Raw genomic sequence first — 24572 nt, 5'->3', positions numbered from 1 at the left:
AATAAGGCACAATAAATCAAAACAACATACGGTATAAGCGCCATTTTATTGGCATTATCTTTACAGGATTTTTGTGCTTTTGAAATATTGATACGGGTTAACAACTGTAGAAAAGGCACCAACTCACTGTAAAAGAAAAAAATAATATGGATTTGAATAGCACATTCACATGGAGTGATGGTAATGGATCTACTACGGTGCACTTTCCATCTTAATGGAAAAAGTAATGGTACGCTTTCTTGTCCAGGCGTCGGTTTTTTCTCAGCCTTTTCTGGTAATGGTTCTGCTACTAATAACCCAAATAAAACGGAGCTAAAAGATATTGGCCCCTTACCATGTGGGCGTTACTATATTATTTTACGTGGGAGGGGTGGTACCTTTGCCCGATTCAGGGATGATGCTAATGCTTTTATTACTGGTTCGGACCGCAGTACTTGGTTTGCCCTGTACCGCGACGATGGGGAAATTGATGATAGCACATTCATCAATGGCGTGCTTAGAGGAATGTTTCGTCTCCATCCTATTGGTCCAAGTGGTTTAAGCAAAGGCTGTATTACGCTTTATAATCAGCAAGATTTTGATATACTTGCCAGAGCTATTCTCCGAACAAGCGGACAATACATAGGAAATTATTTAATAGCGCATGGGGTTGTACAGGTTTACTGATGAAATATTTATTAATCCTCTTTATATGGTTCATCATATTTATTACAAGCTTGAAAAGCATGTACTTTTTCATACCAGCAACTGCTCAGTATGCCCTTGCAGAGAGTATAGGGAATTACGGTGATGAAAGCGTAATGGACTTTATTTTATATTTTTTTACCTGCTTTGCCATAGTCATCAGTTCGTTTGTGCTTTATCTTCTGTTACGTTTCATTAGACGCAGGTGAACTTTAAAAATATAGCCGCTACTAAGGCGGCTATGTCTACTCTACCCTTTCGACGTTTTGGGATCATCCTTCCTGGGATAAGTTCTTTCTTCCGGAATTCTACCATCTGATGTATGAATTTTGACTGATGCTTTTTTATCATCCATAACCTCCTGAGTTATCCCAAGCATTTCACTTTAGTGTCAGCAGTTTTGCTCGGCTTCGTATTACCCTCTTTTTGTAGTTTCCACTTATCACCCTCTTTTGTGATGTGATAGTTATCCATATAAACCCTCCTGCAATTATTCATAGACTTACATAGCCATAAGATTTTATTTAAAACGGCGTGAGCAGTTTGTGGAATCGATCTTGTCTTTACGGGTTTATTTTTTCTGCCGTATTTGACTTATCGTACACAGATACGATTTTGTAGCTGCGAATCTATAAGACCTGGTAAGACGAAATTAATGATAGCAAAGATGTTTTTATCACCAGTAAATTCATAAACTGCTTATCTGTCTACAAATCATTCACCAGTTGTATATATAGCCCTCAACCAAACTAACAGCATGATATATCTCAATACCAACGCCTTCGCAGGATGACATAACTGCCGCCCTGTAAAGGACAGGACTGGTATGAAAACGTTATTGTTAGTGGTTTTACTCGCGATCTTCCCCCCCTTCGCTTTCGCCCTCGATGTTAACAACAGTGTGTTAATGCTGCGCTGCCCCGGCAGAGAGACGATTGAAGTGATACTGCACCGCTATGCACACACGCAGGAGGCCTGGGGCCGGGATCATTTTGAAACCGGCGGCGGCCGCACGCAGCGGGGAAGTTTAATGGTCTTTCCGTTCGCGAATCTGGATCGGATGGTGTACGACCAGATGACGCAGTCGTTCGGCTTCTGGTATCAACGCGAAGCCAGGTTCGTCCACTGCCGGCTTCTGAGCCTGCGCAACGCCTGGCCGGTGGATCTTCCCGTGTTTCGGGAATAAAACCGGCCGAAGCGCTGGAGTTTAGCGGCGCAGCGGCAACCCGGCGGTTTCTTTCGCGCGCATCACGGTAATAAAGGTGATCAGCGCCGCGCCCATGACATAAAACGCGGGTGAGAAAAGATTGCCGGTGGAGGCGATAAGAAACGCCGAGAACCACGGCGTGATGCCGCCGAAAAAGGCGACCGAGAGGTTATAGGCGACAGACAGCCCGCCGTAGCGCACGCTCGTCGGAAACAGCTCCGCCATCGCCGCGCTGCACGCCCCGTCAAAGGCGGCGATAAACGCGCCCAGCAGCAACATCGCCAGCACCGCGGAGAGCATATTGCCATTCGCCATTACCATCAGCGCCGGGTAGGTAAAGAGGATAAATCCGCCGCAGCCCGCGAGCATCAACGGCCTGCGTCCATAGCGGTCAGAGAGCCAGCCCATAAACGGCACCAGTACCGCAATGCCGAACAGGCCGATGGTGGTGATCGCGTAGGCATCGAGCTTGCTGAAGTGCATCTGCGTTATCAGATAGCCCGGCATAAAGGTTTGCAGCATCCAGTGCCCGACCGCTTTGATAACCACAAACCCGACGCAGAACAGCAGCGCGCCGCGGGCGCTTTTAAGCGTACTGCGCAGCGGCGCGGCCTGTGTCGTGCCCGCTTTCGCCGCCGCCTGGAATTCCGGCGTGTCTTCAAGGTGCGTTCGCAGGTAAAGCCCCACCCAGCCGAGCGGCCCGGCGATCAAGAACGGAATGCGCCAGCCCCAGTCGTTCATCGCGGTTTCGCCAAGACTGGCGGTCAGCAGAAACACCAGCCCAGAGCCCGCCACGAAAGCCATAAAGCCGAAGTTATCGATCCAGCAGGTGAAGTAACCGCGCTTATCCACCGGCGCGTATTCGGCGAGGAATGTGGTCGCGCCGGACGTTTCGCCGCCTGCCGCAAAACCCTGCACCAGACGGGTGAGCACCAGCAGCGCAGGCGCCAGCAGGCCAATCTGATGATACGTCGGCAAGAGGCCCATGATGAAGGTGGCGCCGGAGGTGAGCAGAATGACCGTCGCCAGCACGCGCTTGCGGCCGATGCGGTCGCCAAGCGAGCCGAAATAGAGCCCGCCGAGCGGGCGCATAATAAAGCCCGCGCCGAACACCGCGAAGGACGAGAGCAGCGCCGCCGCCGGGTCGCCGGTCTGGAAAAACTGCATCCCGATAATGGCCGCCAGCGTGCCGTAGAGCCCGAAATCGAACCATTCAACAAAATGGCCGACGCCGGTCGCCAGCAGTACCTTGCGTAGTTTACGCGCCAGTTGCGCCTGGTCGTCCACGTCTGCCCTTGTCGCTTCACGTTGCACTGACTGCGTCATGCTGTCTCTCCCGGCTGGCGCGGTGACAATCGCGCGAGTGTTTCTATAATAGATATAGATCTATAAGCCGCCGTTGTCAGACCGCCCACGTTGCGCCGCTTAAAATGTGAGCTCCGCCACGCAGCGCCGCGTAAAAAGCCGGAAAGATCACATTTCGGCGCGCGTTAATCGCGCTTACCCGGCATCATGCGCAGCAGCGTGTTGTCTTTCCAGAAATAGTGATGCACGAGCGCCGCAGCCGCATGAAGCCCTATGACAAAGTAGCTGAGATTCGCGATAAAGGCGTGAATAGCGCGCAACTGCATTTCGCTGTCTTCATCCGGCTCGGCGGCGACCGGCATCCTGATGCCAAAGGCATACCAGTCACTGCCGCCATAATATTTGGCAACGATGCCGAGCAGCGGCAGACCGATAAACATCAGATAGATGACCAGATGCACCAGATGGGAAAGCCCGATATACATCGCGCGCGGTTTCGGCACGATGGGCGGCGCGGGGTATTTCATGCGCACCAGCAGGCGTGTGACCATCAGCACCAGAATCGCGATGCCGCAGCTAAAGTGCGTCCAGATAAACAGCCGCCCGAGAGGTCGCGGCACCAGCCCACGCAGTTCCATCGCCGCGTAAGCCATAACCACCAGAAAAAATACCAGCCAGTGAAGCGTGATTTGCAATGAGGTGTATTTACTGCGCATAAGACTATCCTGATTAAACGCAACGAAAACACCAGGATAACGGCTGAAGATGAAATATTCATTAGTTTTCATGCCACCGCAAAACAAATTAAAGGAGAGAGTATGAACGCCCACGACGCTCTGTTGACCCGTATGCGCGAGGCGGTTGCGCGCAGCCGCGAACTCTCCGTCTGGCCGCAGGACGAGGCGCCGGGCGCGCGTCAAAGCCCGGCGGTGTTTACCCTTGAGGAGCGCCTGACTGGCGCAAGCGAACTCGACCGCTCTGTCACCGGCATACGCGCGCCGCGCATTGTGGTTTACGCGCCGGAAAATCCTAACGGCATCGGCATTCTGGTGACGCCCGGCGGCTCGTACCGCCGCGTGGTGCTGGATAAAGAAGGCAGCGCGCTGGCCCCTGAGTTTAACGATCGCGGCTATACGCTGTTTGTGATGACCTATCGCCTGCCCGGTGACGGCCATGCCGAAGGCGCCGACGCCCCGCTCGCCGATCTCCAGCGCGCCATGCGGCTTATCCGCGCCCAGGCGACGCGCTGGCAGCTCGACCCGGATAAACTCGGCGTGCTGGGTTTTTCCGCAGGCGGTCACGCTGCCGCAAGCCTCGGCACGCGCTGGAACGATGCGGTGTACGCGCCGCTGGATGAAACCGACGCGTTCAGCGCCCGCCCGGCGTTTATGGGGCTGGCCTACCCGGTGATGACGATGGAGGAGCCGGTGGCGCACCCCGGCTCGCGGGAGGCGCTGACAGGCACAGCGCCGGATGACGCCGCTATCTGCCGCTACTCGCCGCAAAGGGCGGTTAACGCCAGCACGCCGCCCACGTTTCTTCTGCACGCGGTGGATGACCCGGCGGTAAAAGTGGAAAACAGCCTGCTGATGTTTAACGCGCTGCACGCGCAGGGCGTGCCGGTAGAGATGCATCTTTTTGAACAGGGGCAACACGGGTTCGGCATTCGCGATGCGCTGGGGCTGCCTGCGCACGTCTGGCCGACGCTGCTGATGAACTGGATCGAGAGCAAACAGTAACGCAGCGGGCCGCCCGTGAGCGGCCCTGCACTTTTAGCTTTGCAGATAAACGACCTGGGTTTGCAGGTATTCATGCAGACCGTGTTTGCCATCCGCCCCGCCGATGCCGGATTTGCGCCAGCCCGCATGGAACCCCTGCATCGCTTCGAAGTTCTCGCGGTTGATATAGGTTTCGCCGAACTTCAGACCTTTAATCGCTTTCATGGCGGTGGCGAGCGACTGCGTATAAATCGACGACGTCAGGCCGTACTCGCTGTCATTCGCCATCGCAAGGGCGTCCTCCAGCGTATCGAACGTGACGACCGGCAGTACCGGGCCGAACGTCTCTTCGTGCATGATGCTCATCTCCTGGCGCACATCCACCAGCAGCGTCGGCGGATAAAAATACCCCTTGCCCTCCACCGCCTTGCCGCCGAGCACTACCGTCGCGCCTTCGCTGACCGCACGCGCCACTTTTTCCTTCACGCGCGCCAGCGCAGCCGCGTTAATCAGCGGGCCCATGGCGATATCATCGCGTGCCCCCGGATCGCCGAATTTCACGGCGCTTAGCGCCTCGCCAAGGGCGCTCACAAAGCGATCGTAAATACCCTTCTGCACATAGACGCGCTCGGCGCAGTTACAGACCTGCCCGGTGTTAATCACGCGCGAATCGACAATCGCTTTTACCGCAAGCGGTACATCCGCATCGTCCATCACGATGGCGGGCGCTTTGCCGCCGAGCTCCAGACAGACTTTGGTGATGTTTTTCGCAGCCGCCGCCATGATTTTCTCGCCCGCGCCGACGCTGCCGGTCATGCTCACCAGCGCCACCTTCGGGTTACCCGCCAGCGCCTGGCCGACGGTTTCGCCGCGCCCGAACACCAGGTTAAAGACGCCCGCCGGCAGCCCTACCTCGTGTACGATCTGCGCAAACGCGATGGCGTTATTCGGCGTGAATTCGCTCGGTTTGATCACAATGGTGTTGCCGGTGATGAGCGCAGGCGCCAGCTTGCGGGCAATCAGGAAGAACGGGAAATTCCACGGGAGAATGCCGGTGGTGACGCCAAGCGCGCGTTTAAAGACGAGAATGTTCTCACCCGGCCGGTCGCTTTGCAGGATTTCGCCTTCATAACGGCGCGCCCACTCGGCCATATAGTCGATGTAATCCGCCGTGAAGTTGACTTCAACGCTCGCAAGCTGCTGCGTTTTACCGCCTTCCGCCACGATAAGCGCGCTGATCTCCGCCGCTTTTTCGCGAATGCCCGCAGCGATTTTACGCAGCCACCCGGCGCGCTCGATGGCGGGCAGCGCTTCCCAGTTTTCCTGCGCGCGGGCGGCGGCATCAATGGCGCGGCCCGCATCCTCTGCCGTTCCGTCCGGGATACGGGAGAGCACCGCCTCCGTGGCGGGGTTGACCACGTCGATCCACGTCTCGCCCTGCCACTGAACGAACTGACCGTCGATATACATCGGATGTTGTACGGGTGCTGTCATTGCGTGCTCCTGCTGTCGTATGGTTTTTAACAGGTGAATGAATTGTTAAAAAACTACGAATAACGGGCAGGCCAGCGAAGCGTTTTGGCTGAAAATGTGAATCAGGTCGGAAAAAACGGCGAAGAATCCCGCCGGGAGGTAACAATTATTCAACACGCGGCTGCCCGTTTGCGCTGCAAACCGCGCAAACGGGCAGCCGGGCCGTCAGGCGAGCGACCGGTGACGTAAAAAGCTGGTGAGCTGTGGTTCATCGTGCAGCGCCTGCCAGGCGTTCAGCACCTCAGGCGGGATCACCACTTCATCAATGAAATCGCGGCCCGCCGGGCCGTAGCCGCCAGCATCGTTGCGCAGACGCGGGATCTCGCCCAGCACCAGCGACAGATACCGCTCAACCGGCCAGAGCCCTTCGGACGGCTCGCGGAACTGCACTGCCCTGGCGCCGTTCTCCAGCACCGGCTGTACGCCGGGGAAACTCCGCCATTCGGTCGGGGACGGCGCGTCGCGCCAGGCGCGGGTAAACGTGGCGTGGGTGCGCCGCTGCATAGTCGGGTCCTGAATCAGGATGGCGCGCGCGGGCCATTCACCACGTTGCTCCAGCAGCTCGCGGGTGAAACGGGCGTTCTCGCCGCAGTTGGTGGATTTCTCCTCAACGATAATCTGCTCGTCGGGCACTTCATGAAAATCGCGGGCGATGCGGGCCAGGATCCCCGCCTCGGTAAGCCCCGTGGTGCGCAGATGGTTGTAGCGGGGATGCTGCGCCACCGCGGCATAGAGGAACGTGGTCGAGTGACCCAGCCCGCCGGTAACCAGCAGCGGCAGTCCGCTCTCTTTAGCAAGATGCGCGGCGGCGTCCACGGTCGGTAGCACCGCGTTGCCCGCGAGCACAATCAGCTGCGCGTCCCCGGCGGCGGGCGCTGCGGCAAAATCGTTACGGGCGAGCCACGCGCCGATGAGGTTAACACGCTGCAGCGTGCCTTCCGAAAGCAGAGGAAAAGGCATCATGTTCATGGTCACCTCCATAGTAAAAGCCAGCATTCAGCGTACCCACTGGCGCGCCTCGCCCCTACCGGAGAGCTCCTAATCTGAGAACTGCCACCCACTCGCCGGCGAGCGCGAAAAAAACGCTGCCAGGATTAATCATAAAACCGCATTCCTTTATAGGGCGCGGCGCGGCAGGCGGCGAGCCGGGTGGCGAGGCTGCCGACGTGCAGCTCAAGCTGATGCCCGTCCGGGTCGAGAAAATACCAGGAGTCGCCCTCGCTGCGGTTGGTTTTCCAGGGCGTTACGCCCGCGGCGGTCAGTGTTTCCACTACCTGCGGGAAATCCGCCTCACTTACGGTAAACGCATAATGCGTGTAGTCCGCGGCAGGCGAACCGGCATTTTCATCCAGCGACAGACACAGCCACAGAGAGCCGCACGAAAGATATGCCCCGCCGTCCCAGCGCGCATGCAGTCGCAGCCCCGGCAGCGACTGGTAAAACGCAAGGCTTCGCGCCACATCGCGCACCGCGAGCGTCAGGTGATTAAGCCCGCTGAGCATGCGCTGCGTCCTCGTCCTGAAGCGTTCTTGCGAAGCAGACCGCATCCTCCTGCCCCACATAGCGTCCGTAGTTGTCGATAATTTCATAACCGCGGCGCAGGTAAAATTCTACCGCGCGCGGGTTAGTGCGACGGGTCTCCAGCCACGCTTGCTGGTAGCCGAAGTCACGCGCGAAGCGCTCCGCCGCGCTTAATAACTGGCTCCCCGCGCCGGGGTTATCCGGCAGCGCGAACAGGCGTTTGATTTCGGCGACGCCAGGCTGAAGCGGACGGCAGGCCACGCAGCCGATGGCCGCGCCGCTGGCGTTACGCGCCAGCAAAAAAATCGCGCCCTTAACGCGCACATCGTCATTATCAAACGACTGCCTGCCCGAGCTGCCGGTGAGCGCGGCCAGCGTCTCGGAGAGCGCCGCGAGTAAAACGATAGCGTCAGGGTGCGTCGGATCGCTCGGTTCAATCAGGTAATCAGACATCTTTCTCTCTCATTCATGCGGCATCAACCCGCTTCAACAGCATAGCGCAGCGGCGGCCCGCGCCGTAGCAATTCAGACAACGCGCCGCAATACATTCACAATATTTTTTAAAGATTAATTTACATTCACTTGAATTATTAAAATGCCGCGCTCTAGAATAGTTAGAGCACTAACGAATGGATAACCGCTGTGGATACGCGTGACCTGACTTTCTCACATTTGCTGTGGATGACCGCCCACCACTGGCGGCTCGCGATGGACCGGCGGCTGAAAGGGCTTGGCATGAGCCAGGCGAGCTGGGTGGCCGTCGCCGCCATCGCGCGCAATGCAACGCCGCTGTCACAGGGCGAGCTGGCGCAGCAACTGGGTGTGGAGAGCGCGACGCTGGTGCCGTTGCTGAATCGTCTGGTGGAGCAGCATCTTATAGATCGCGTCACGCCGCCTGGCGATCGTCGCAAGCGGCTGCTGGTCGCCACAGACCAGGGCCAGGCGCTGTTTGAAAAGGTGAAAGTCGAGGCGGACAGCCTCAGGGAGACTATCCTTTCCACCATTCCCCCGGAAGAACTGGCCGTCACGCGTCGCGTACTGGACCGTTTGTTGCAGGAAATTGAAAAACAGTAATGCGATCGGTGAAACACGACCCTTATGCGCCGCGCGAATGGGCGCCTCATGAAAAACCGATGCTGCTCGGCTCGCCGTCGACGCCGCACCATGCGCCCTGGAAGCGCATCGCCTATGGCATCGTCGGGCTGCTGGTGTGTCTGACCGGCGCGCTCGGCAACGCGATGGTCACGGCGAACCTGCAAAATTTGCAGGGCACGTTCGCGGCCTGGTCGACGGAAATCGCCTGGCTGCCCGCGGTCTACGTGATGACCAACGTCTCCATCAACCTGCTGCTGGTGAAATTTCGCCAGCAATACGGGCTGCGCGCCTTTACCGAAGGGTTCCTGGTGCTCTACGTGCTGGTGACGTTTTTCCACCTGTTCGTTAACGATCTCAACACCGCGATTATGGTGCGCGCCGCGCACGGCATGGTGGGCGCGGCGCTCAGCTCGCTCGGCATCTATTACCAGATCCAGGCCTGGCCCGCGAAACATCGCCTGAAAGCGCTGACCATCGGTATTACCGGTTCGCAGCTGGCGATCCCCATCGCCCGCCTCTTCTCCACCGAGCTGCTGCAACTGGAGGAGTGGCGCGGCCTCTATTTGTTTGAGCTGGGGCTGGCGCTGATTTCACTCGCCTGCGTGATCGCGCTGAAATTACCGCCGGGCGATCGCCGTAAAGTGTTTGAGAAAAAAGATTTTATTACGTTCTTACTGATGGCGCCCGGCATGGCGCTGCTCTGCGGCGCGCTGTCGCTCGGGCGGCTCGACTGGTGGTTTGAAGCGCCGTGGATAGGCTGGGCGCTCGGCGCCTCGCTGGTGCTCATCATCACCGCTATCGCGTTTGAACATAACCGCGCTAACCCATTGCTGAACACCCGCTGGCTCTCCAGCGGCAGTATCGTGCGCCTCGGGCTGATTATGGTGCTGATCCGCATTGTCCTGGCGGAGCAGAACACGGGCGCTATCGGCTGGTTGCAGTACATCGGTTTACAGAATGAGCAGATGACGCACCTGGCGCTGGCGATTCTGGCGGGCGTGATTTGCGGCATCGTCACCAGCGCGCTCACTATCAACCCGCAAAAAACCGTCTGGCCGATCATGGTCTCGCTGGCGCTGATGATTATCGCCTCGCTGATGGACAGCCAGGCCACCAGCCAGACCCGCGCCGACCAGATGCTGATAAGCCAGTTCCTGCTCGGCTTCGGCAGCGCCTTTTTCCTGGCGCCGGCGATGCTGGCGGGCATCGGCGGCGTTATCGCCGATCCACGCAATCTGGTGAGCTTCTCGGTGCTGTTCGGCATGAGCCAGAACCTGGGCGGGCTAATCGGCTCGGCGCTGCTCGGCACTTTTCAGACCTGGCGGGAGAAATATCACTCCAGCCTGCTCGCCGACCAGCTCTCCTCGCTTAACCCGCTGGTGAATGAACGGCTCGCGCAGTATAGCCAGCTCTGGAGCAACCTGTTTACCGACCCGACGCTGCTAAACACCCAGGCGGTGCAGCAGTTGCAAACTGTAGCGACCACCGAGGCCAATATTCTGGCCTATAACGATACCTGTCTGCTGACGGCGGCTATCGCCGCCTCGACGCTCTTGTGGATTTTCTGGCGGCTTATCCGCCTGCGGCTTGCCGCGCGCCGTGCCCTGAAGCAGGCGATGCAGAGCGGCCAGTAACCTGACGATTTTTTGACTGAAATGATTCTGGAGTAGTGATGAGCCAACAAGGCGCCCCCACCCCCGCGTCGCCGGAAAAAAACAACCTGCGCGTGGTGTCCTTTTTCGCCGCCGGCGCCATCGGGCTGGTCGGCCTGCTGGTGATTATGTACGCCTGGCAGCTTCCGCCGTTTACCCGCCACGCGGCTTCCACGGATAACGCCTACGTGCGCGGCATGACGACGTTTATCAGCCCGCAGGTGAACGGCTATATCACCGCCGTCAACGTGCAGGATTTCGCGCATGTAAAACAGGGCGACGTGCTGATGACCATCGATGACCGTATCTACAAACAGCGGGTGCATCAGGCGCAGGCGACGCTCGCGATGCGCGAGGCGGCGCTTGCTAACAATCTGCAACAGCGCCGCAGCGCCGAGGCGACCATCGCCCAGAATAAAGCGGCGCTCGCCAGCGCCCGCGCCCAGAGCCTGCATAATCAGGCCGACTTACGCCGTGTGAAGGAACTGGCCCAGGACGGCTCGCTGTCGGTGCGCGAGCGCGACGCCGCCATCGCCAGCGCCGCGCAGGGCAGCGCCAGCGTTGAGCAGGCCGCCGCCCAGCTTGAGGTATCGCGTCAGAACCTGCAAAGCGTGATTGTGAACCGCGCGTCGCTGGAAGCGGATGTCGAAAATGCCCGCGCGGCGCTGGAGCTTGCCGAAATCGACCTGCAAAACACCCGTATCATCGCCCCACGCGACGGTCAGCTTGGGCAAATTACCGTGCGCCAGGGCGGCTACGTGACCGCCGGAGCGCGGCTGACGTCGCTGGTGCCGCCGCAGAACTGGATCATCGCCAACCTGAAAGAAACCCAGCTTGCTGACGTGAAAACCGGCCAGCCGGTCACGTTCACGGTGGACGCGCTGAATGATGAGAAATTCGAAGGCCGCGTGCAGAGCATCTCTCCGGCGACAGGCGTGGAGTTCAGCGCCATTACGCCCGATAACGCGACCGGCAACTTTGTGAAAATCGCCCAGCGTATTCCGGTACGTATCGAGGTGCTGGGCGACGCCGAAAAACGCGCCCGCCTGCGCCCCGGCATGTCGGTACAGGTCACGATCAACACCCGCAGCGAGGCGAAATAATGCGCCGCTCTCTGACTCTGCTGGCCGCCGCGCTCCTGCTCGCGGGCTGTCATTCAGGCAGCGTGGAGCAGGCCCGCCCGACGCTGGTTATTCCGCCGGCCTGGCGCGCCGCCGTCGGCCCGTCCTCGCCTACAGAAGGTTTCTGGTGGCGCAATTTTCACGATTCCGCGCTTAACCGCTATGTGGACCAGGCGCTGCGTTACAACAGCGACGTGCTGCTGGCCCGCGAACGCGTTAACCAATATCAGGCGCAGGTACAGGCGGCGCTCGGCGATCGCTTCCCGACGCTCGACGCTGGTTTGAGCGCCGGTCGCAGCCGTTCGCAATCCGCCGCGACGGGGCTGCCGGTGTATGGCGATCTCTATAAAGGCAGCCTGAACGCCAGTTATAACGTCGATATCTGGGGCCAGTACGCCAGCGCCGCCGATGCCGCACGGGCGAGCCTGGAGGCGCAGAAAGCGGCGGCCGCCGCCGCGAACCTCACCGTGGCGTCGCAGGTCGCCAGCGGTTATATCACGCTGCTGGCGCTGGATGAGCAGCTTCGGGTAACGCAATCAACGCTTGCCGCGCGCGAAGACGCGCTGAAGCTGGCGAAACGCCAGTATGAAACCGGCTACAGCTCACGGCTGGAGCTGATGCAGTCGGAATCCGAAGTGCGCGCCACGCGCGCGCAAATCCCGCAGATTCAGCACCAGATCACGCAGCAGGAAAACGCGCTGAGCATTCTCATCGGCCAGAACCCCGGCCCGGTCGCGCGCGGCGGCGAGTTTGACGCCTTAAGCCCGCTTACGATCCCCTCCCAGTTGCCGTCGTCGTTGTTAAACCGCCGCCCGGATATCGTTCAGGCCGAACAGACGCTGGTGGCGAGCGACGCGCAGCTGCAAGTGGCTCGCGCGCGTCTGCTGCCGGGCATTAACCTCACCGCGTCGGGATCGCTTCAGGAGAATACCCTGCCGGAACTGCTCGCCAATCCGCTGCGGCTCTGGAGCGTAGGCGCCAGCGTACTGGCGCCGCTGCTCAACCGCGAGGCGCTGAATGCGCAAGTAGACGTGACAACGTCACAAAAGAATCAGGCGTTGTACAGCTATGAGCGCACGGTGCGCAATGCTTTTAAGGAAGTGAACGACAGTCTTGACGCGGTGCAGCGCCTTGGCGAACAGCTCGTTGAGCTACAGGCGCAGGCGCAGGCCGCGCAGGAGACGCTGCGTATCGCCCATAACCGTTACCAGAACGGGTACGCCTCTTATCTTGATGAGCTGGATGCCCGCCGTACGCTCTTTTCGGCGCAGCTTAATGTGGTGCAGGTGAAAAATAATCTGCTGCTGGCGCAGGTGGATCTCTACCGGTCGCTCGGCGGCGGGTGGCCGGGCGGCGCAGCGCAAAGCGGGAAACCCGGCTATGCTCCATAGGTGGCCCACCCGTAGCATAACGCGCCCGCGCGGCGCGCTTTCAGGAGAGCGGTTCGATGCAGCAAGAATGGAGCGAAGTGGACGAGTATCTCGCGCAGGCGCTAATTCCCGCCGATCCGCTGATGGCGCAGGTGCTGGAGAACAACCGTCTGGCGGGTCTGCCGCCGCATGATGTATCGCCTTTGCAGGGGCAGTTTCTGGGGCTTTTAGTGATGATGACCGGCGCGAAACGGGTGCTGGAAATCGGTACGCTCGGCGGTTACAGCACGCTGTGGCTGGCGCGCGCGCTGCCGGAGGATGGCGTAGTGGTGACGCTTGAGGCGAACGCGGAACACGCCGCTGTGGCGGCCGCCAACCTGGCGCTGGCGAGCGTGACGCCGAAAGTGCAGCTGCGCGTGGGGCCCGCGGCGGAAAACCTGCCGCTGTACGCCGACGAGCCGCCCTTCGATCTGATTTTTATTGATGCCGATAAACCGAATAACCCGCTGTACCTGGAATGGGCATTGACGCTCTCGCGCACCGGCACGGTGATTGTCGGCGATAACGTGGTGCGCGACGGCGCCGTAACCGACCCGCAGAGCGACGATTTGCGCGTCCAGGGCGTGCGGACCTTCATTGAGATGCTGGGCAACCATCCGCGCCTGCGCGCCACCGCGCTGCAAATCGTCGGCAGCAAGGGCTGGGACGGATTTACGCTCGCGGTGGTGAAGTAAGTCCGGTCTGGTGAGACGGCGGGTGCGCTTCGCTTACCCGCCCTACGCACAGATGAGCGTGGGTGTTGTAGGGTGGGTAAGCGCAGCGCGCCCACCGTCGCCACATTACGCACCTACCCATGCCACACGAACACCCACCGCCCTCACATTTACGCCCCGCCCACCTGCTCCATCGCCTGCAACACGCGCTTATCGGAGACCGGATATGGCGTGCCGAGCTGCTGGGCGAAATAACTCACGCGCAGCTCCTCGATCATCCAGCGGATCTCCTGCACATCGTCGTCGTCGCGACGCGCGGGCGGCAGCTTGTTGAGCCACTGCTGCCACGCCTGCTGTACGGCTTCCACCTTCAGCATCTGCGCGCGGTCGCGGTGCGGGTCGACGGCCATTTTCTCAAGCCGTTTTTCAATGGCGTTGAGATAACGCAGCGTGTCGCCGAGGCGCTTATAACCGTTGCCGGTGACAAACCCGCGATACACCAGCCCGCTCATCTGGGCTTTAACATCAGACAGGCCGAGCGCCATCGTCATATCCACACGCCCTTTCAGACGCTTGTTGATACTAAAGACCGCCGTCAGGATCTGCTCAACCTGCTTTGCGATATCCACCACGGTGTCGTTAAGCTGCGCGCGCACGTTATCGTGAAGCTGCGCAAAGCCTGTCTCGCTCCATACCGGCCCGCCGTTTTCGGCGATAAGTTTATCGACGCCGCAGGAGATGCAGTCGTCAATCAGATCCAGCACCTTGCCGTACGGGTTGAAATAGAGCCCCAGCTTCGCTTTGTTCGGCAGTTTCTCGTGCAGATATTTAATCGGCGAGGGGATATTCAGCAGCAACAGGCGGCGCAGGCCGCGCCACATGGCGTGCTGCTGCTCCTGCGGGTTGTCGAACAGCCGGATGCCGACGCTCTCTTTCTCATCCACCAGCGCCGGGAACGCTTTCACCTGGTAGCCGCCGCGCTTCTGCTCATAACGCTCAGGCAGCGTGCCGAAGCTCCAGATATGCAGCCCGCTCTGCTCAATGCCGTCATCCGCCACGGCGGAAAGCGTCTCCTGCACTTTCTCCTTGAGCCCCTCTTTCAGCGCGTGGAGATCTTTGCCCTCGCGCAGCTTGCGGCCTTTCTCATCCACCACGCGGAAGGTCATTTTAAGATGATCGGGCACCTGTTCGGCCTGCCACGCCTCGCGGTCAATCGTCACGCCGGTCATACGGCGCAACTCGCGCTCCAGCGAGTCCAGCAGCGGCAGCTCCAGCGGCGTAACGCGGCCTAAAAACGCCTCGGCGTAGTTGGGGGCCGGAACGAAATTGCGGCGCACCGGTTTCGGCAGCGATTTAATCAGCGCGATGATGAGTTCGCGGCGCATTCCCGGCACCTGCCACTCAAAGCCTACGTCTTCGACCTGGTTTAACAGCGGCAGCGGGATGTGTACCGTCACGCCGTCGGCGGCGTCGCCCGGCTCAAACTGGTAGGACAGGCGCAGCTTCAGGTTGCCCTGATGCCAGAAGTTCGGGTAATCGAGCTTGCTGACTTTCTCCGCGCCCTCTTTGATCAACATGCTCTTTTCAAAATTGAGCAGATCCGGCGTTTCGCGGCTCGCCTGCTTCCACCAGCTGTCGAAGTGGCGGGCGGAAATCGCCTCAACGCTGATGCGCTGATCGTAAAACTCAAACAGCGTGTCGTCGTCCACCAGAATGTCGCGGCGACGCGATTTATGCTCCAGCTCCTCCACTTCGGCGCGCAGCTTCTGGTTTTCGCGGAAAAAGGCGTGACGCGTCTGCCAGTCGCCTTCCACCAGCGCGTGGCGGATAAACAGCTCGCGGGAGAGCACAGGATCGATCTGGCTGTAGTTGACGCTGCGCGCGGCCACGATGGGCAGGCCGTAGAGCGTCACTTTCTCGCTCGCCATTACGGCGCCCTGCGCCCGCTCCCAGTGCGGCTCACTGTATGAGCGCTTAATCAGGTGCTGCGCCACCGGCTCGATCCACTCCGGATCGATACGCGCCGCGATGCGGCCCCACAGCCGGCTGGTCTCCACCAGCTCCGCCACCATTGCCCACTTCGGCGGCTTTTTAAACAGCCCCGAGCCCGGAAAAATGGAGAACCGCGCGTTGCGCGCGCCGGTGTACTCCTGTTTATCAGCGTCTTTCATGCCGATATGCGACAGCAGGCCGGTCAGCAGCGCCGTGTGCACCTCGCGGTAGCCCGCCGGTTCGCTGTTTACCGGAATGCCCAGCTCTTTCACCACCTGGCGCAGCTGGGTGTAGATATCCTGCCATTCGCGCACCCGCAGGTAATTAAGGTAATCAGTACGGCACAGGCGGCGGAACTGATTGGACGAGAGCGCCTTTTGCTGCTCGCCGAGGTAGTTCCACAAGTTCACGAAGCCCAGGAAATCGGACTCTTTATCGTGGAAGCGGCGGTGTTTTTCATCCGACGCCTGCTGTTTATCGAGCGGACGCTCGCGCGGATCCTGAATCGACAACGCCGAGGTGATGATCATCGCCTCGCGCACGCAGCCATGCTTTTGCGCCTCCAGCACCATGCGCGCGAGACGCGGGTCCACCGGCAGTTGCGACAGCTGACGGCCCAGCGGCGTCAGTTTATACACCGACGCCTGCGCGTCAGTCGTAATCGCCCCCAGCTCCTCCAGCAGGCGCACGCCGTCCTGAATGTTGCGCTTATCCGGCGCTTCGACAAACGGGAACGCCGCGATATCGCCAAGGCCCAGCGCCGTCATTTGCAGAATAACGGACGCCAGGTTGGTGCGCAGGATTTCCGGGTCGGTAAATTCCGGACGCGAGAGGAAATCATCTTCCGAATAGAGACGAATACAGATGCCTTCCGAGACGCGCCCGCAGCGGCCTTTACGCTGGTTGGCGGAGGCCTGAGACACCGGCTCGATAGGCAGCCGCTGCACTTTGGTGCGGTAGCTGTAACGGCTGATGCGCGCCGTACCGGGGTCTATCACATATTTAATACCCGGCACCGTCAGCGAGGTTTCCGCCACGTTGGTCGCCAGCACAATGCGTCGCCCTGAATGCGACTGGAAGACGCGGTTCTGCTCGCTGTTGGAGAGGCGCGCATAGAGCGGCAGCACCTCGGTATGCGGCAGGTTGAGCTTCATCAGGCCGTCGGCGGTGTCGCGGATTTCGCGCTCGCCGCTCATAAAAATCAGGATATCGCCCGGCCCTTCGCGGCCCAGCTCTTCCACGGCGTCGAAAATCGCCTGCAGCTGGTCGCGCTCGGTATCGTCCGCCTCTTCGACGATCGGGCGATAGCGCACCTCAACCGGATAAGTACGGCCGGAAACTTCGATAATCGGCGCGTTGTTGAAGTGGCGCGAGAAGCGTTCAGGATCGATGGTCGCCGACGTAATAATGATTTTCAGATCCGGGCGCTTTGGCAGCAGTTCGCGCAGGTAGCCCAGCAGAAAATCGATGTTCAGGCTGCGCTCGTGCGCCTCATCGATAATGATAGTGTCGTACTGCATCAGCAGACGGTCCTGCTGGATCTCCGCCAGCAGAATACCGTCGGTCATCAGCTTGACCATGGTGTTGTCGCTGACGTGATCGCTGAAGCGCACTTTATAGCCCACGCAGCCGCCCGGCTCGGTGTGCAGTTCTTCGGCGATGCGGTTAGCGACGGTACGCGCCGCGAGACGCCGCGGCTGGGTGTGGCCGATAAGCCCTTTCACCCCGCGCCCCAGCTCCATGCAGATTTTCGGCAACTGGGTGGTTTTCCCGGAACCGGTCTCCCCCGCCACGATCACCACCTGGTGGTCGCGCACGGCGTTAAGAATATCCTGCTTCTTCTGGCTGACCGGCAGGTTTTCCGGGTAAGTAATGGCCGGGCGCGCCGCTTCGCGCAGCAGGACTCTCCCTGCCGCCTCGCTCATCTCCTGAGAGAGCTGTTCGAAAAGCGCCTGCTGAGATTCAGTATTTTTAATCTTTTTGGCCCCGTGCAGGCGACGAGCGAAGCGGCTTTTATCGCGCAGCATCAGCGAGTCGAGACGTGCCATCAGGGCGGAGAGGGTAATGTTTTGTTTTTCCATCATGGTGTTATGCGGCCTGTGCGCGGCCCGTTGTAGCTAAAGGTTTCGTTAAGGGTAGAGTACCACACCGCTTCCTGACGCGCCTTGTTCAAAAATTTAGAACATAGACTTCGATATATTGCGCTATCACTGTAATCGGTTTGTGAATAGAGTTGTCGTCAAGCAACGGGGGCAACCGCCCTGACAACCAAATCAAAAGGAACATCCCATGAGCAAAGTACTCGTTCTGAAGTCCAGTATTCTGGCAGGTTACTCCCAGTCCAACCAGCTTTCCGACTACTTCGTGGATCAGTGGCGTGAAAAGCACAGCGCGGATGAAATCACCGTGCGCGACCTGGCGGCAAACCCGGTGCCGGTACTGGATGGCGAACTGGTCGGCGCGCTGCGTCCGTCAGACGCGCCGCTGACCCCGCGTCAGCAGGACGCGCTGTCGCTCTCTGATGAACTGATTGCTGAGCTGCAGGCGCACGATGTGATTGTTATTGCGGCGCCGATGTACAATTTCAACATCCCGACCCAGCTGAAGAACTACTTTGACCTGGTGGCCCGCGCTGGCGTGACGTTCCGTTACACCGAGAAAGGCCCGGAAGGTCTGGTGACCGGCAAACGCGCTATCGTGCTGACCACCCGTGGCGGCATCCATAAGGATACCCCGACCGATCTGGTAACGCCGTACCTCTCCCTGTTCCTGGGCTTTATCGGCATCACCGACGTAAACGTCGTGTTTGCCGAAGGCGTGGCCTACGGCCCGGAAATGGCGACCAAAGCGCAGAGCGACGCCAAAGCCGCTATCGACGCGCTGGTCTCTGCATAATCAGACGGCCAGACGAAAAAACCGCCCTCCGGGACGGTTTTTTTATGGGCGAAAGCGGCGTTACGCCACGACCCACGGCGTTTCATCGAGCGCGAACACCAGCGTGTTGTCGCGCACCTGGTAGGGAATGGTGTAGGTACGCGGATCATGCATATCGCGATCGCCGCAGGGCTCGAAATAGTGCACCAGACAGCGGAACGTAAACGTGCTGTCGGTGATATCGGTGACCTCAAACGACTCCGGCTGATACGCGTAGCGGATATCGTCCGGGTGCTCGGACATCACCAGCGATTTAAACAGCCCGGCGTTGGCGCGCAGCACCTGCGCGATAGCGGATAACGACGACGCCTGGTCGCCGTCCAGCGGCAGAGTATATTCGGTTGCCATAAGGTTTCTCCTGTAAAAACGTCTCCCGAGCCTGACACAGGCGCGCAGCCTCGTCTGTTACCCGTGGGGAGTAGCGCCGTTATTTTTTCATCCACCGGCCATTGATGCCGCGCACGTACTCGCCGGGTTTGCTGCGCGCCACCAGCTTCTGCCCCGCCATTTTAGCCACGGCATCGACCGGCAATCCGTTCTGTTGCGCCACCTCGCGGTAGCTTGCGGCGCGCGCCTGGTTAATGCGCGCCACCAGCGTCGCCGTTTCCGCATCCTGCGCCACGGGCGCGAGATAACCGCTGAGCGTTTCGCCCACCCGCCCCTGCGCGCGGGCCTCTTCCAGCGTCAACGCATAACTGACGGGGCTTGCCAGCAACAGCGTCAGCATCACGACCAGCAGGCTTCTCATTGGCTCGCCCCCTCAGAAGAGATCGCTGCGGCTTTGCAGCAACGCTTCGACGTCTTTATCCACTTTAATATGGATATCGTGTTCAATTTTGACGTTCATATTAATGGTAATCGGCTCTTTCGGCGCCGCCACCTCAATGCGCGGCGTACAGCCGCCCAGCGCCAGCGGGATGAGGCCCGCCATCAGCGTGATTACGATTTTCATGGTTGTTCCTCGCAGGTCTTCCCTGACGTTGCCTTGCAGCGCGCGGCGGGGAGCGTCGCGTGTTGTTCAAGCCAGGACTGTAAATTGTCGCCGAAACGTAAACTGCGCCACAGCGTGAAAAGATTTTCCTGATGCTGATAGTTAAGCCGCACGCCGCTGGTTTTGCCGTCCACGTGGCTTTCGCCACGGAATTCCGAGCGCATGCGCAGCACGCCGAGATTATCAACATCAAGCCGCGTCCAGGAGCGGGAGATTTCCATATAGCGCAGCCAGTTGACCGCCGCCGCGGCCGCCGCGTTATCACGCGCCATCGCGTCCGCCATCTCTTTATCCATGCGCAGCGTCAGCGGGCCGGGGCTGGTGAGCCAGCCGTCATGCACAATCCACTGCGGGTTATCGAGCCACAGCGGCAGCGCCCCGTTAATGGCCCCGGAGAGCGCCACCTGTTTGACGTTGGTGGCGGTGATGAGTTCGCTCGACGAGATATTTTCCAGCCGCAACAGCCCGGCCGTGTGCTGCGGCAGGCGTAACTGCTGCATCCGGATTTTGCCGCCGAGCAGCGATGCGCTGACGTCGCTTAGCACCAGCGGGCTCGCCTCGCTCCACGGGTAACTGCCCTGGAGCGACGCCGTGATATCCCGCGCCGGCACCTGGCTTTGGATCTCCGCGATATTCAGGCGCACCGGCCCGCGCGCGCCAAACTGCCAGGTCGAATCGCGAAAGCGGAACGGCAGCACGACGTCAACGCCGTTGAACTGGTTGTCTTTGGTCCAGGCGCTGCCCTGTTTCACCACGCCGTGGCCGCCCGCCTCGAAGCCCTGGCCTGCGGCGGCGGAGAACGCTACCTGGGCGTAAAAGCCGCCGTCGCGCAGCAGCAGCTTCCAGTCTGGCGGCAGCAGCGGCTGGAATACGGCCAGCGGCTGCGGCGACCACCAGGCCTGACCGCGCAGCCGTTCGCCATCCCAGCGGCCATTGACGCGTACCGGCCCGATCTCGCCCGCGTGCAGGTCGCCTTTAAACTGAAACGCGCTCGGGTCGCGCCCCTGCACGCTAAAGTTGAGCGTCGAGGGCGGCAGGCTGGCGCCGCGGCTAAAATGCGTCGTCCCGGCGTCGAGCTTCAGCGCGCCCTCCAGCGCCTGGGCGGCGGCGGCCCGCGCCCAACGCACCGGCGTGCTGAGCGCCAGTTGCGGGTGCTCGACCGTCATGCTGCCGTACTGCCATTGATCGAAACGCGTGTTGAGCTCGCTGAGGGTGATAACGTCGTCGCGCCACTCGCCGCGCCCGCCAATCGACCAGCGCGATCGCATCGGTTCAAAGGTGCCGTTGCCCCAGTAGCGCCAGCGCCACAGGCCAGCATCAGGCAGAAAATCTTCGGCGCGACCATCGAGATGCAGCAGCATATCGCCCTGGCCGGGCTCGCTGGCGCGGGCGATAGCCTGTAACCGCCCGTCGATGCCTTTTTCCGTGACCGTGACGCCCGCGAGCGGCCAGCGGATCTCTTCGATATTCAGCGCATCAATCACACGTCCGCGCGAGCGCAGCAGCGCGCCCGGCAGGAAACGCAGCTCCGGCGATAACAGCGGGCCGCGCAGCATGGCGGGCAAACCGGCGTAAATCGCCAGCGCGTCCTGTTTGGCCTCGCCAGTGATGCGCAGCGGCATCGCGCTTTCTCGCAGGCTCAGAGTGCCGGGGCCGAAGGTCAGCACCGCGTTGCCCTTCCCGGCGTTCCCCTGCGTCACCACATTGATTCGCCCGCTGACGCGCGCCGCGTCCAGCCCGCCGCGCCAGTTCTCCACACGCAGCGCGGCGCGTCCGCTCAGCGGAAACCCCTGATACGGCCAGCGCCAGCGCCCGTCGCTGAAGGCGAATGAATCGTGGCCGGCCTGCCACGGGAGATCGAGCAGCGGATCGGGATCGTCCTGCGCGAAGACCAGCAGTTGCCCTTCGCCGCCGCGCCACGTTACCTCGGCGCGGGCGTTATACGGCGCCCGGGGCAGCGAAAACCGCGCCTGCGCCTCGCCTTTGGTCGGAATGCCGTCCGGCATCAGCGCGAGCGTGAAATCGCCGAGCAGCGACACCGGCGGCTGACCGTCAAAGAGCGCCAGACGCAGCTGTTCAACCTTCAGCGCCTGCCCTTCGAGACGCGCTTTGACCTCCAGCTTATCGCCGGTAAACGTGACCCTCTGCGCCTGTGGGCTCAGGCTCAACCGCAATGCGCCGACATAATCCGGCAGGTCGGCGAGCGTAAGGCGCGCAATATCGACGTCACTTTCCGGCAGCATCGCCTGCCACCGGGCGAGCGTGCGCGCCGCGCCGGGCGCGGGAGCGTCAGGTATGGCGCTAAAGCAGCCGGTGTTAAGGGCGAGCGCGTCGAGATGCAGCCGCCAGCGCGTCGGGTGGCTTAGCACCACGTTTTGCGCGTGAGCGAGTTCACAGTTACCTGCGAAATAACGCAGATCCGGCAGCACGATAGTGGAGCGGGTCAGGCGCGGGCGCTGCTCCAGCGCAATGCGCGTACCCTGCGGCAGCCAGACGCCCGCGAGCGTCGGCAACCAGTAGCCTGCGGTTAAGAGCAGCGTCAGAGGAAGCAGCACAACCAGAAGTAATAAAGCGATGACGGCTCTGTATTTACCCTTCATGGGCCGTTAATATCCTGATTCAGCGAGAATTTATGCCGAAGAAAGCCGTTATTCTGACAGCTTTGCCGGGCGAGGTGAAGCCAGGGCGGCTCTGAAAGCATAGTTGACCTAGAATTAGAGGTAAGCAGCTGTTCGACAATTATTTTTTAAACTTTGTACGATATTTTTAATTATGCTAACGTGATCACAGCAAATCACTGGAGAAAGTCTTATGAAACTGGCGGTTTATAGCACAAAGCAGTACGACAAAAAGTATTTGCAGCATGTTAACCAGGATTATGGCTTCGATCTTGAATTTTATGACTTCCTGTTAACCGAGCGCACGGCGAAAACCGCGTTGAACTGTGACGGTGTCTGTATTTTTGTGAATGACGACGGCAGCCGCCCGGTACTGGAAGAGCTGAAAAAGCATGGCGTGAAGTTTATCGCGCTGCGCTGCGCGGGCTTTAACAACGTCGATCTCGACGCGGCGAAAGAGCTGGGGCTGAAAGTGGTGCGCGTGCCGGCATACTCTCCCGAAGCCGTCGCTGAACATGCGGTAGGCATGATGATGTGTCTCAACCGCCGTATTCACCGCGCGTATCAACGCACCCGCGACGCCAACTTTAACCTTGAGGGGCTGACCGGTTTTACGATGTACGGCAAGACCGCAGGCGTTATCGGCACCGGTAAAATCGGCGTCGCGGCGCTGCGCATCCTGAAAGGTTTTGGCATGCGCCTGCTGGCGTTCGATCCGTACCCGAGCGCCGCCGCGCTGGAGATTGGCGTCGAATATGTCGACCTGCCGACCCTGCTGGCGCAATCCGATGTGATTAGCCTTCACTGCCCGCTGACCCCGGAAAACTATCACCTGCTTAACCAGAGCGCGTTTGAGCAGATGAAAGATGGCGTGATGATCATCAATACCAGTCGCGGCGCCCTGATCGATTCTCAGGCGGCGATCGAAGCGCTTAAATGCCAGAAAATCGGCGCGCTGGGCATGGACGTGTATGAAAACGAGCGCGATCTGTTCTTTGAAGATAAATCCAACGACGTGATTCAGGATGATGTGTTCCGCCGTCTCTCCGCCTGCCACAACGTGTTGTTCACCGGCCATCAGGCGTTCCTGACGGAAGAGGCGCTTATCAGCATTTCTGAAACCACGCTTGGCAATCTGCGCCAGCTGGAACAAGGCCAGCCTTGCCCTAACGAGCTGGTGTAACACCGCCGACGCGCCGTCTGGCGCGTCGCGTTTTTTACCTCGGGGAGACGCCCATGAAAAACATCCTTTTCACGTTACTGGCGGGAATGACCCTCGCGGGCTGCCAGAGCGCCACCTCTTCGCACGTCACGCCTGACATGCTGCAACATCACCGCTACGTGCTGCAAACCGTGAACGGCGCGCCGCTCGACGCCACGCGCCGTGTGCCTGAGCTGAGTTTTGGCGAGCAAATGCATGTCTCCGGCAGCATGTGTAACCGCTTTATGGGTCAGGGAGAGCTGCATGGCGATACGCTGAAGGTGCAGGGGCTGGCGTCAACGCGCATGTTATGCGCCGAGCCGCAGCTTAATGAACTGGATAAGCTGATAAATGAGATGTTAAGTCAGGGAGCGACGGTGAGCGTGGAGAAACAGCAACTCACCCTGAAATACCGCCAGTACAGTCTGGTCTATAAACTGGCGGATCTGATGTCGTAATCAGTACGCGGCGCAGGCGCCAGAGGCGAGCGCCGCTTCGCTGCAGCGTTTGCCGTTGGGCAGCGCGCACATGCCGGTAGACGTGCCGTCAAGCTGGCGCGCGACCGACAGCGAGCCCCCGACCATCGCGCAGTTCGCCTGCCCTGCGCTCGACATCGCAGCCCGCATTCCCGGCGGCACATGGGCCGCGGTGGCCTGCTGAACGGGTTCGCTGCTGCATGCCGATAATAATAACGCGGCACATCCTACCCAAAACGCTGCTCGCATGTTTCTCCCCTTTCGTTGACAAGCAAAACCTGAGCATCATAGGCCGCCCGACGCGGCGCGTCGAGATTCCCACTGCTGCTTTTTTGGACGAAGACACAATTTTTTGCGCTTTTCGGCCTTCTTCTCTTGATCCTGCGCATGAAATGATTCACCTGGCGAATAGTCAGTACACAAAAACGAAAATCCCGTTTC

General features: G+C 59.9%; 24 protein-coding genes. 11 read left to right on the top strand and 13 right to left on the bottom strand.

The features are described 5' to 3' along the window. Window positions 1–183 precede the first annotated feature (183 nt). Entirely contained in the window at window positions 184–666 is a 483-nt protein-coding gene (locus tag AB8W27_RS09655) for a DUF2778 domain-containing protein (RefSeq protein WP_015741364.1), read from the top strand. 384 nt (window positions 667–1050) lie between these two features. Here the strand turns inward: AB8W27_RS09655 and AB8W27_RS09650 are convergent, their stop codons facing one another. Continuing rightward, complete coding sequence (locus AB8W27_RS09650; protein WP_015741367.1) at window positions 1051–1158, bottom strand: DUF2188 domain-containing protein; 108 nt, start codon at window positions 1156–1158, stop codon at window positions 1051–1053. A gap of 352 nt (window positions 1159–1510) precedes the next feature. On the opposite strand from AB8W27_RS09650, the gene AB8W27_RS09645 reads away from it, so the two are divergent. Further along, entirely contained in the window at window positions 1511–1870 is a 360-nt protein-coding gene (locus tag AB8W27_RS09645; RefSeq protein WP_015741368.1) for a hypothetical protein, read from the top strand. A gap of 21 nt (window positions 1871–1891) precedes the next feature. On the opposite strand, the gene AB8W27_RS09640 is transcribed toward AB8W27_RS09645, so the two are convergent. Further along, window positions 1892–3217, bottom strand: coding sequence for an MFS transporter (locus AB8W27_RS09640; protein ID WP_041923593.1), 1326 nt, complete (start codon window positions 3215–3217; stop codon window positions 1892–1894). A 164-nt stretch (window positions 3218–3381) separates the two neighbouring features. Continuing rightward, window positions 3382–3912 carry a cytochrome b561 gene (gene cybB, locus AB8W27_RS09635; RefSeq protein WP_041923594.1) on the bottom strand — a complete coding sequence of 177 codons (531 nt, stop codon included), beginning with the start codon at window positions 3910–3912 and terminating at the stop codon, window positions 3382–3384. Between the two features lie 102 nt (window positions 3913–4014). Between cybB and AB8W27_RS09630 the strand changes: the two genes are divergently transcribed. Further along, the gene (locus AB8W27_RS09630) at window positions 4015–4935 is read left to right on the top strand and encodes an alpha/beta hydrolase (protein ID WP_015741371.1); all 921 of its coding nucleotides are present in this window, start codon (window positions 4015–4017) and stop codon (window positions 4933–4935) included. A gap of 33 nt (window positions 4936–4968) precedes the next feature. On the opposite strand, the gene aldA is transcribed toward AB8W27_RS09630, so the two are convergent. From aldA to AB8W27_RS09610, 4 genes are all read right to left on the bottom strand, one after another. Beyond that, window positions 4969–6408 carry an aldehyde dehydrogenase gene (gene aldA / locus AB8W27_RS09625; RefSeq protein ID WP_041923595.1) on the bottom strand — a complete coding sequence of 480 codons (1440 nt, stop codon included), beginning with the start codon at window positions 6406–6408 and terminating at the stop codon, window positions 4969–4971. 204 nt (window positions 6409–6612) lie between these two features. Beyond that, on the bottom strand, window positions 6613–7416 hold the full coding sequence (locus AB8W27_RS09620) for a YdcF family protein (protein ID WP_041924174.1): 804 nt from the start codon (window positions 7414–7416) through the stop codon (window positions 6613–6615). A gap of 125 nt (window positions 7417–7541) precedes the next feature. Next, the gene (gene fos, locus AB8W27_RS09615; RefSeq protein WP_015741374.1) at window positions 7542–7949 is read right to left on the bottom strand and encodes a FosA family fosfomycin resistance glutathione transferase; all 408 of its coding nucleotides are present in this window, start codon (window positions 7947–7949) and stop codon (window positions 7542–7544) included. After that, window positions 7933–8421 (bottom strand): GNAT family N-acetyltransferase, encoded by a 489-nt coding sequence (locus AB8W27_RS09610; RefSeq protein ID WP_015741375.1) that lies wholly within the window; start codon window positions 8419–8421, stop codon window positions 7933–7935. Before AB8W27_RS09610 ends, fos begins: the two co-directional genes overlap by 17 nt. 189 nt (window positions 8422–8610) lie before the next feature. Between AB8W27_RS09610 and AB8W27_RS09605 the strand changes: the two genes are divergently transcribed. The 5 genes from AB8W27_RS09605 to AB8W27_RS09585 are packed head-to-tail and all read left to right on the top strand — an operon-like array spanning window position 8611 to window position 13940. Beyond that, window positions 8611–9042, top strand: a complete 432-nt coding sequence (locus AB8W27_RS09605; protein WP_015741376.1) for a MarR family winged helix-turn-helix transcriptional regulator — start codon at window positions 8611–8613, stop codon at window positions 9040–9042. Continuing rightward, entirely contained in the window at window positions 9042–10697 is a 1656-nt protein-coding gene (locus AB8W27_RS09600) for an MFS transporter (RefSeq protein ID WP_041923596.1), read from the top strand. The genes AB8W27_RS09605 and AB8W27_RS09600 overlap by 1 nt, the downstream gene beginning before the upstream one ends. 38 nt (window positions 10698–10735) lie before the next feature. Then, a complete protein-coding gene (locus AB8W27_RS09595) occupies window positions 10736–11818 on the top strand; it encodes an HlyD family secretion protein (protein ID WP_015741378.1) in 1083 nt (360 codons plus the stop codon). Next, window positions 11818–13227, top strand: coding sequence for an efflux transporter outer membrane subunit (locus tag AB8W27_RS09590; RefSeq protein ID WP_041923597.1), 1410 nt, complete (start codon window positions 11818–11820; stop codon window positions 13225–13227). The genes AB8W27_RS09595 and AB8W27_RS09590 overlap by 1 nt, the downstream gene beginning before the upstream one ends. A 56-nt stretch (window positions 13228–13283) precedes the next feature. Next, window positions 13284–13940: an O-methyltransferase gene (locus AB8W27_RS09585; RefSeq protein ID WP_015741380.1), complete on the top strand. Its 657-nt coding sequence runs from the start codon at window positions 13284–13286 to the stop codon at window positions 13938–13940. 149 nt (window positions 13941–14089) lie between these two features. Here AB8W27_RS09585 and hrpA read toward each other — a convergent pair whose 3' ends face one another. Further along, window positions 14090–17995, bottom strand: a complete 3906-nt coding sequence (gene hrpA / locus AB8W27_RS09580) for an ATP-dependent RNA helicase HrpA (RefSeq protein WP_015741381.1) — start codon at window positions 17993–17995, stop codon at window positions 14090–14092. A gap of 205 nt (window positions 17996–18200) precedes the next feature. Between hrpA and azoR the strand changes: the two genes are divergently transcribed. Then, entirely contained in the window at window positions 18201–18806 is a 606-nt protein-coding gene (gene azoR, locus AB8W27_RS09575; RefSeq protein WP_015741382.1) for an FMN-dependent NADH-azoreductase, read from the top strand. Window positions 18807–18866: 60 nt separating this feature from the next. On the opposite strand, the gene AB8W27_RS09570 is transcribed toward azoR, so the two are convergent. The 4 genes from AB8W27_RS09570 to AB8W27_RS09555 all read right to left on the bottom strand — a co-directional run bounded on the left by AB8W27_RS09570 (window position 18867) and on the right by AB8W27_RS09555 (window position 22436). Further along, window positions 18867–19193: a hypothetical protein gene (locus AB8W27_RS09570; protein ID WP_015741383.1), complete on the bottom strand. Its 327-nt coding sequence runs from the start codon at window positions 19191–19193 to the stop codon at window positions 18867–18869. A gap of 79 nt (window positions 19194–19272) precedes the next feature. Next, window positions 19273–19593 carry a YdbL family protein gene (locus AB8W27_RS09565; RefSeq protein ID WP_015741384.1) on the bottom strand — a complete coding sequence of 107 codons (321 nt, stop codon included), beginning with the start codon at window positions 19591–19593 and terminating at the stop codon, window positions 19273–19275. 12 nt (window positions 19594–19605) lie between these two features. Further along, complete coding sequence (locus AB8W27_RS09560) at window positions 19606–19797, bottom strand: YnbE family lipoprotein (RefSeq protein ID WP_015741385.1); 192 nt, start codon at window positions 19795–19797, stop codon at window positions 19606–19608. Then, complete coding sequence (locus AB8W27_RS09555; protein WP_041923598.1) at window positions 19794–22436, bottom strand: YdbH family protein; 2643 nt, start codon at window positions 22434–22436, stop codon at window positions 19794–19796. Before AB8W27_RS09555 ends, AB8W27_RS09560 begins: the two co-directional genes overlap by 4 nt. Window positions 22437–22647: 211 nt before the next feature. Here AB8W27_RS09555 and AB8W27_RS09550 point away from each other — a divergent pair, with 211 nt between their 5' ends. Both AB8W27_RS09550 and hslJ read left to right on the top strand, forming a co-directional pair. Next, window positions 22648–23637, top strand: a complete 990-nt coding sequence (locus AB8W27_RS09550; protein ID WP_041923599.1) for a 2-hydroxyacid dehydrogenase — start codon at window positions 22648–22650, stop codon at window positions 23635–23637. Window positions 23638–23690: 53 nt separating this feature from the next. After that, complete coding sequence (gene hslJ / locus AB8W27_RS09545) at window positions 23691–24113, top strand: heat shock protein HslJ (protein WP_015741388.1); 423 nt, start codon at window positions 23691–23693, stop codon at window positions 24111–24113. On the opposite strand, the gene AB8W27_RS09540 is transcribed toward hslJ, so the two are convergent. After that, a complete protein-coding gene (locus AB8W27_RS09540; RefSeq protein ID WP_032804641.1) occupies window positions 24114–24380 on the bottom strand; it encodes a DUF333 domain-containing protein in 267 nt (88 codons plus the stop codon). Window positions 24381–24572: the final 192 nt, after the last annotated feature.

The organism is Cronobacter turicensis (assembly GCF_041222865.1).
GTDB classification, from domain to species: Bacteria; Pseudomonadota; Gammaproteobacteria; order Enterobacterales; family Enterobacteriaceae; genus Cronobacter; species Cronobacter turicensis.
This window is presented reverse-complemented; position numbering and strand designations above follow the sequence as displayed.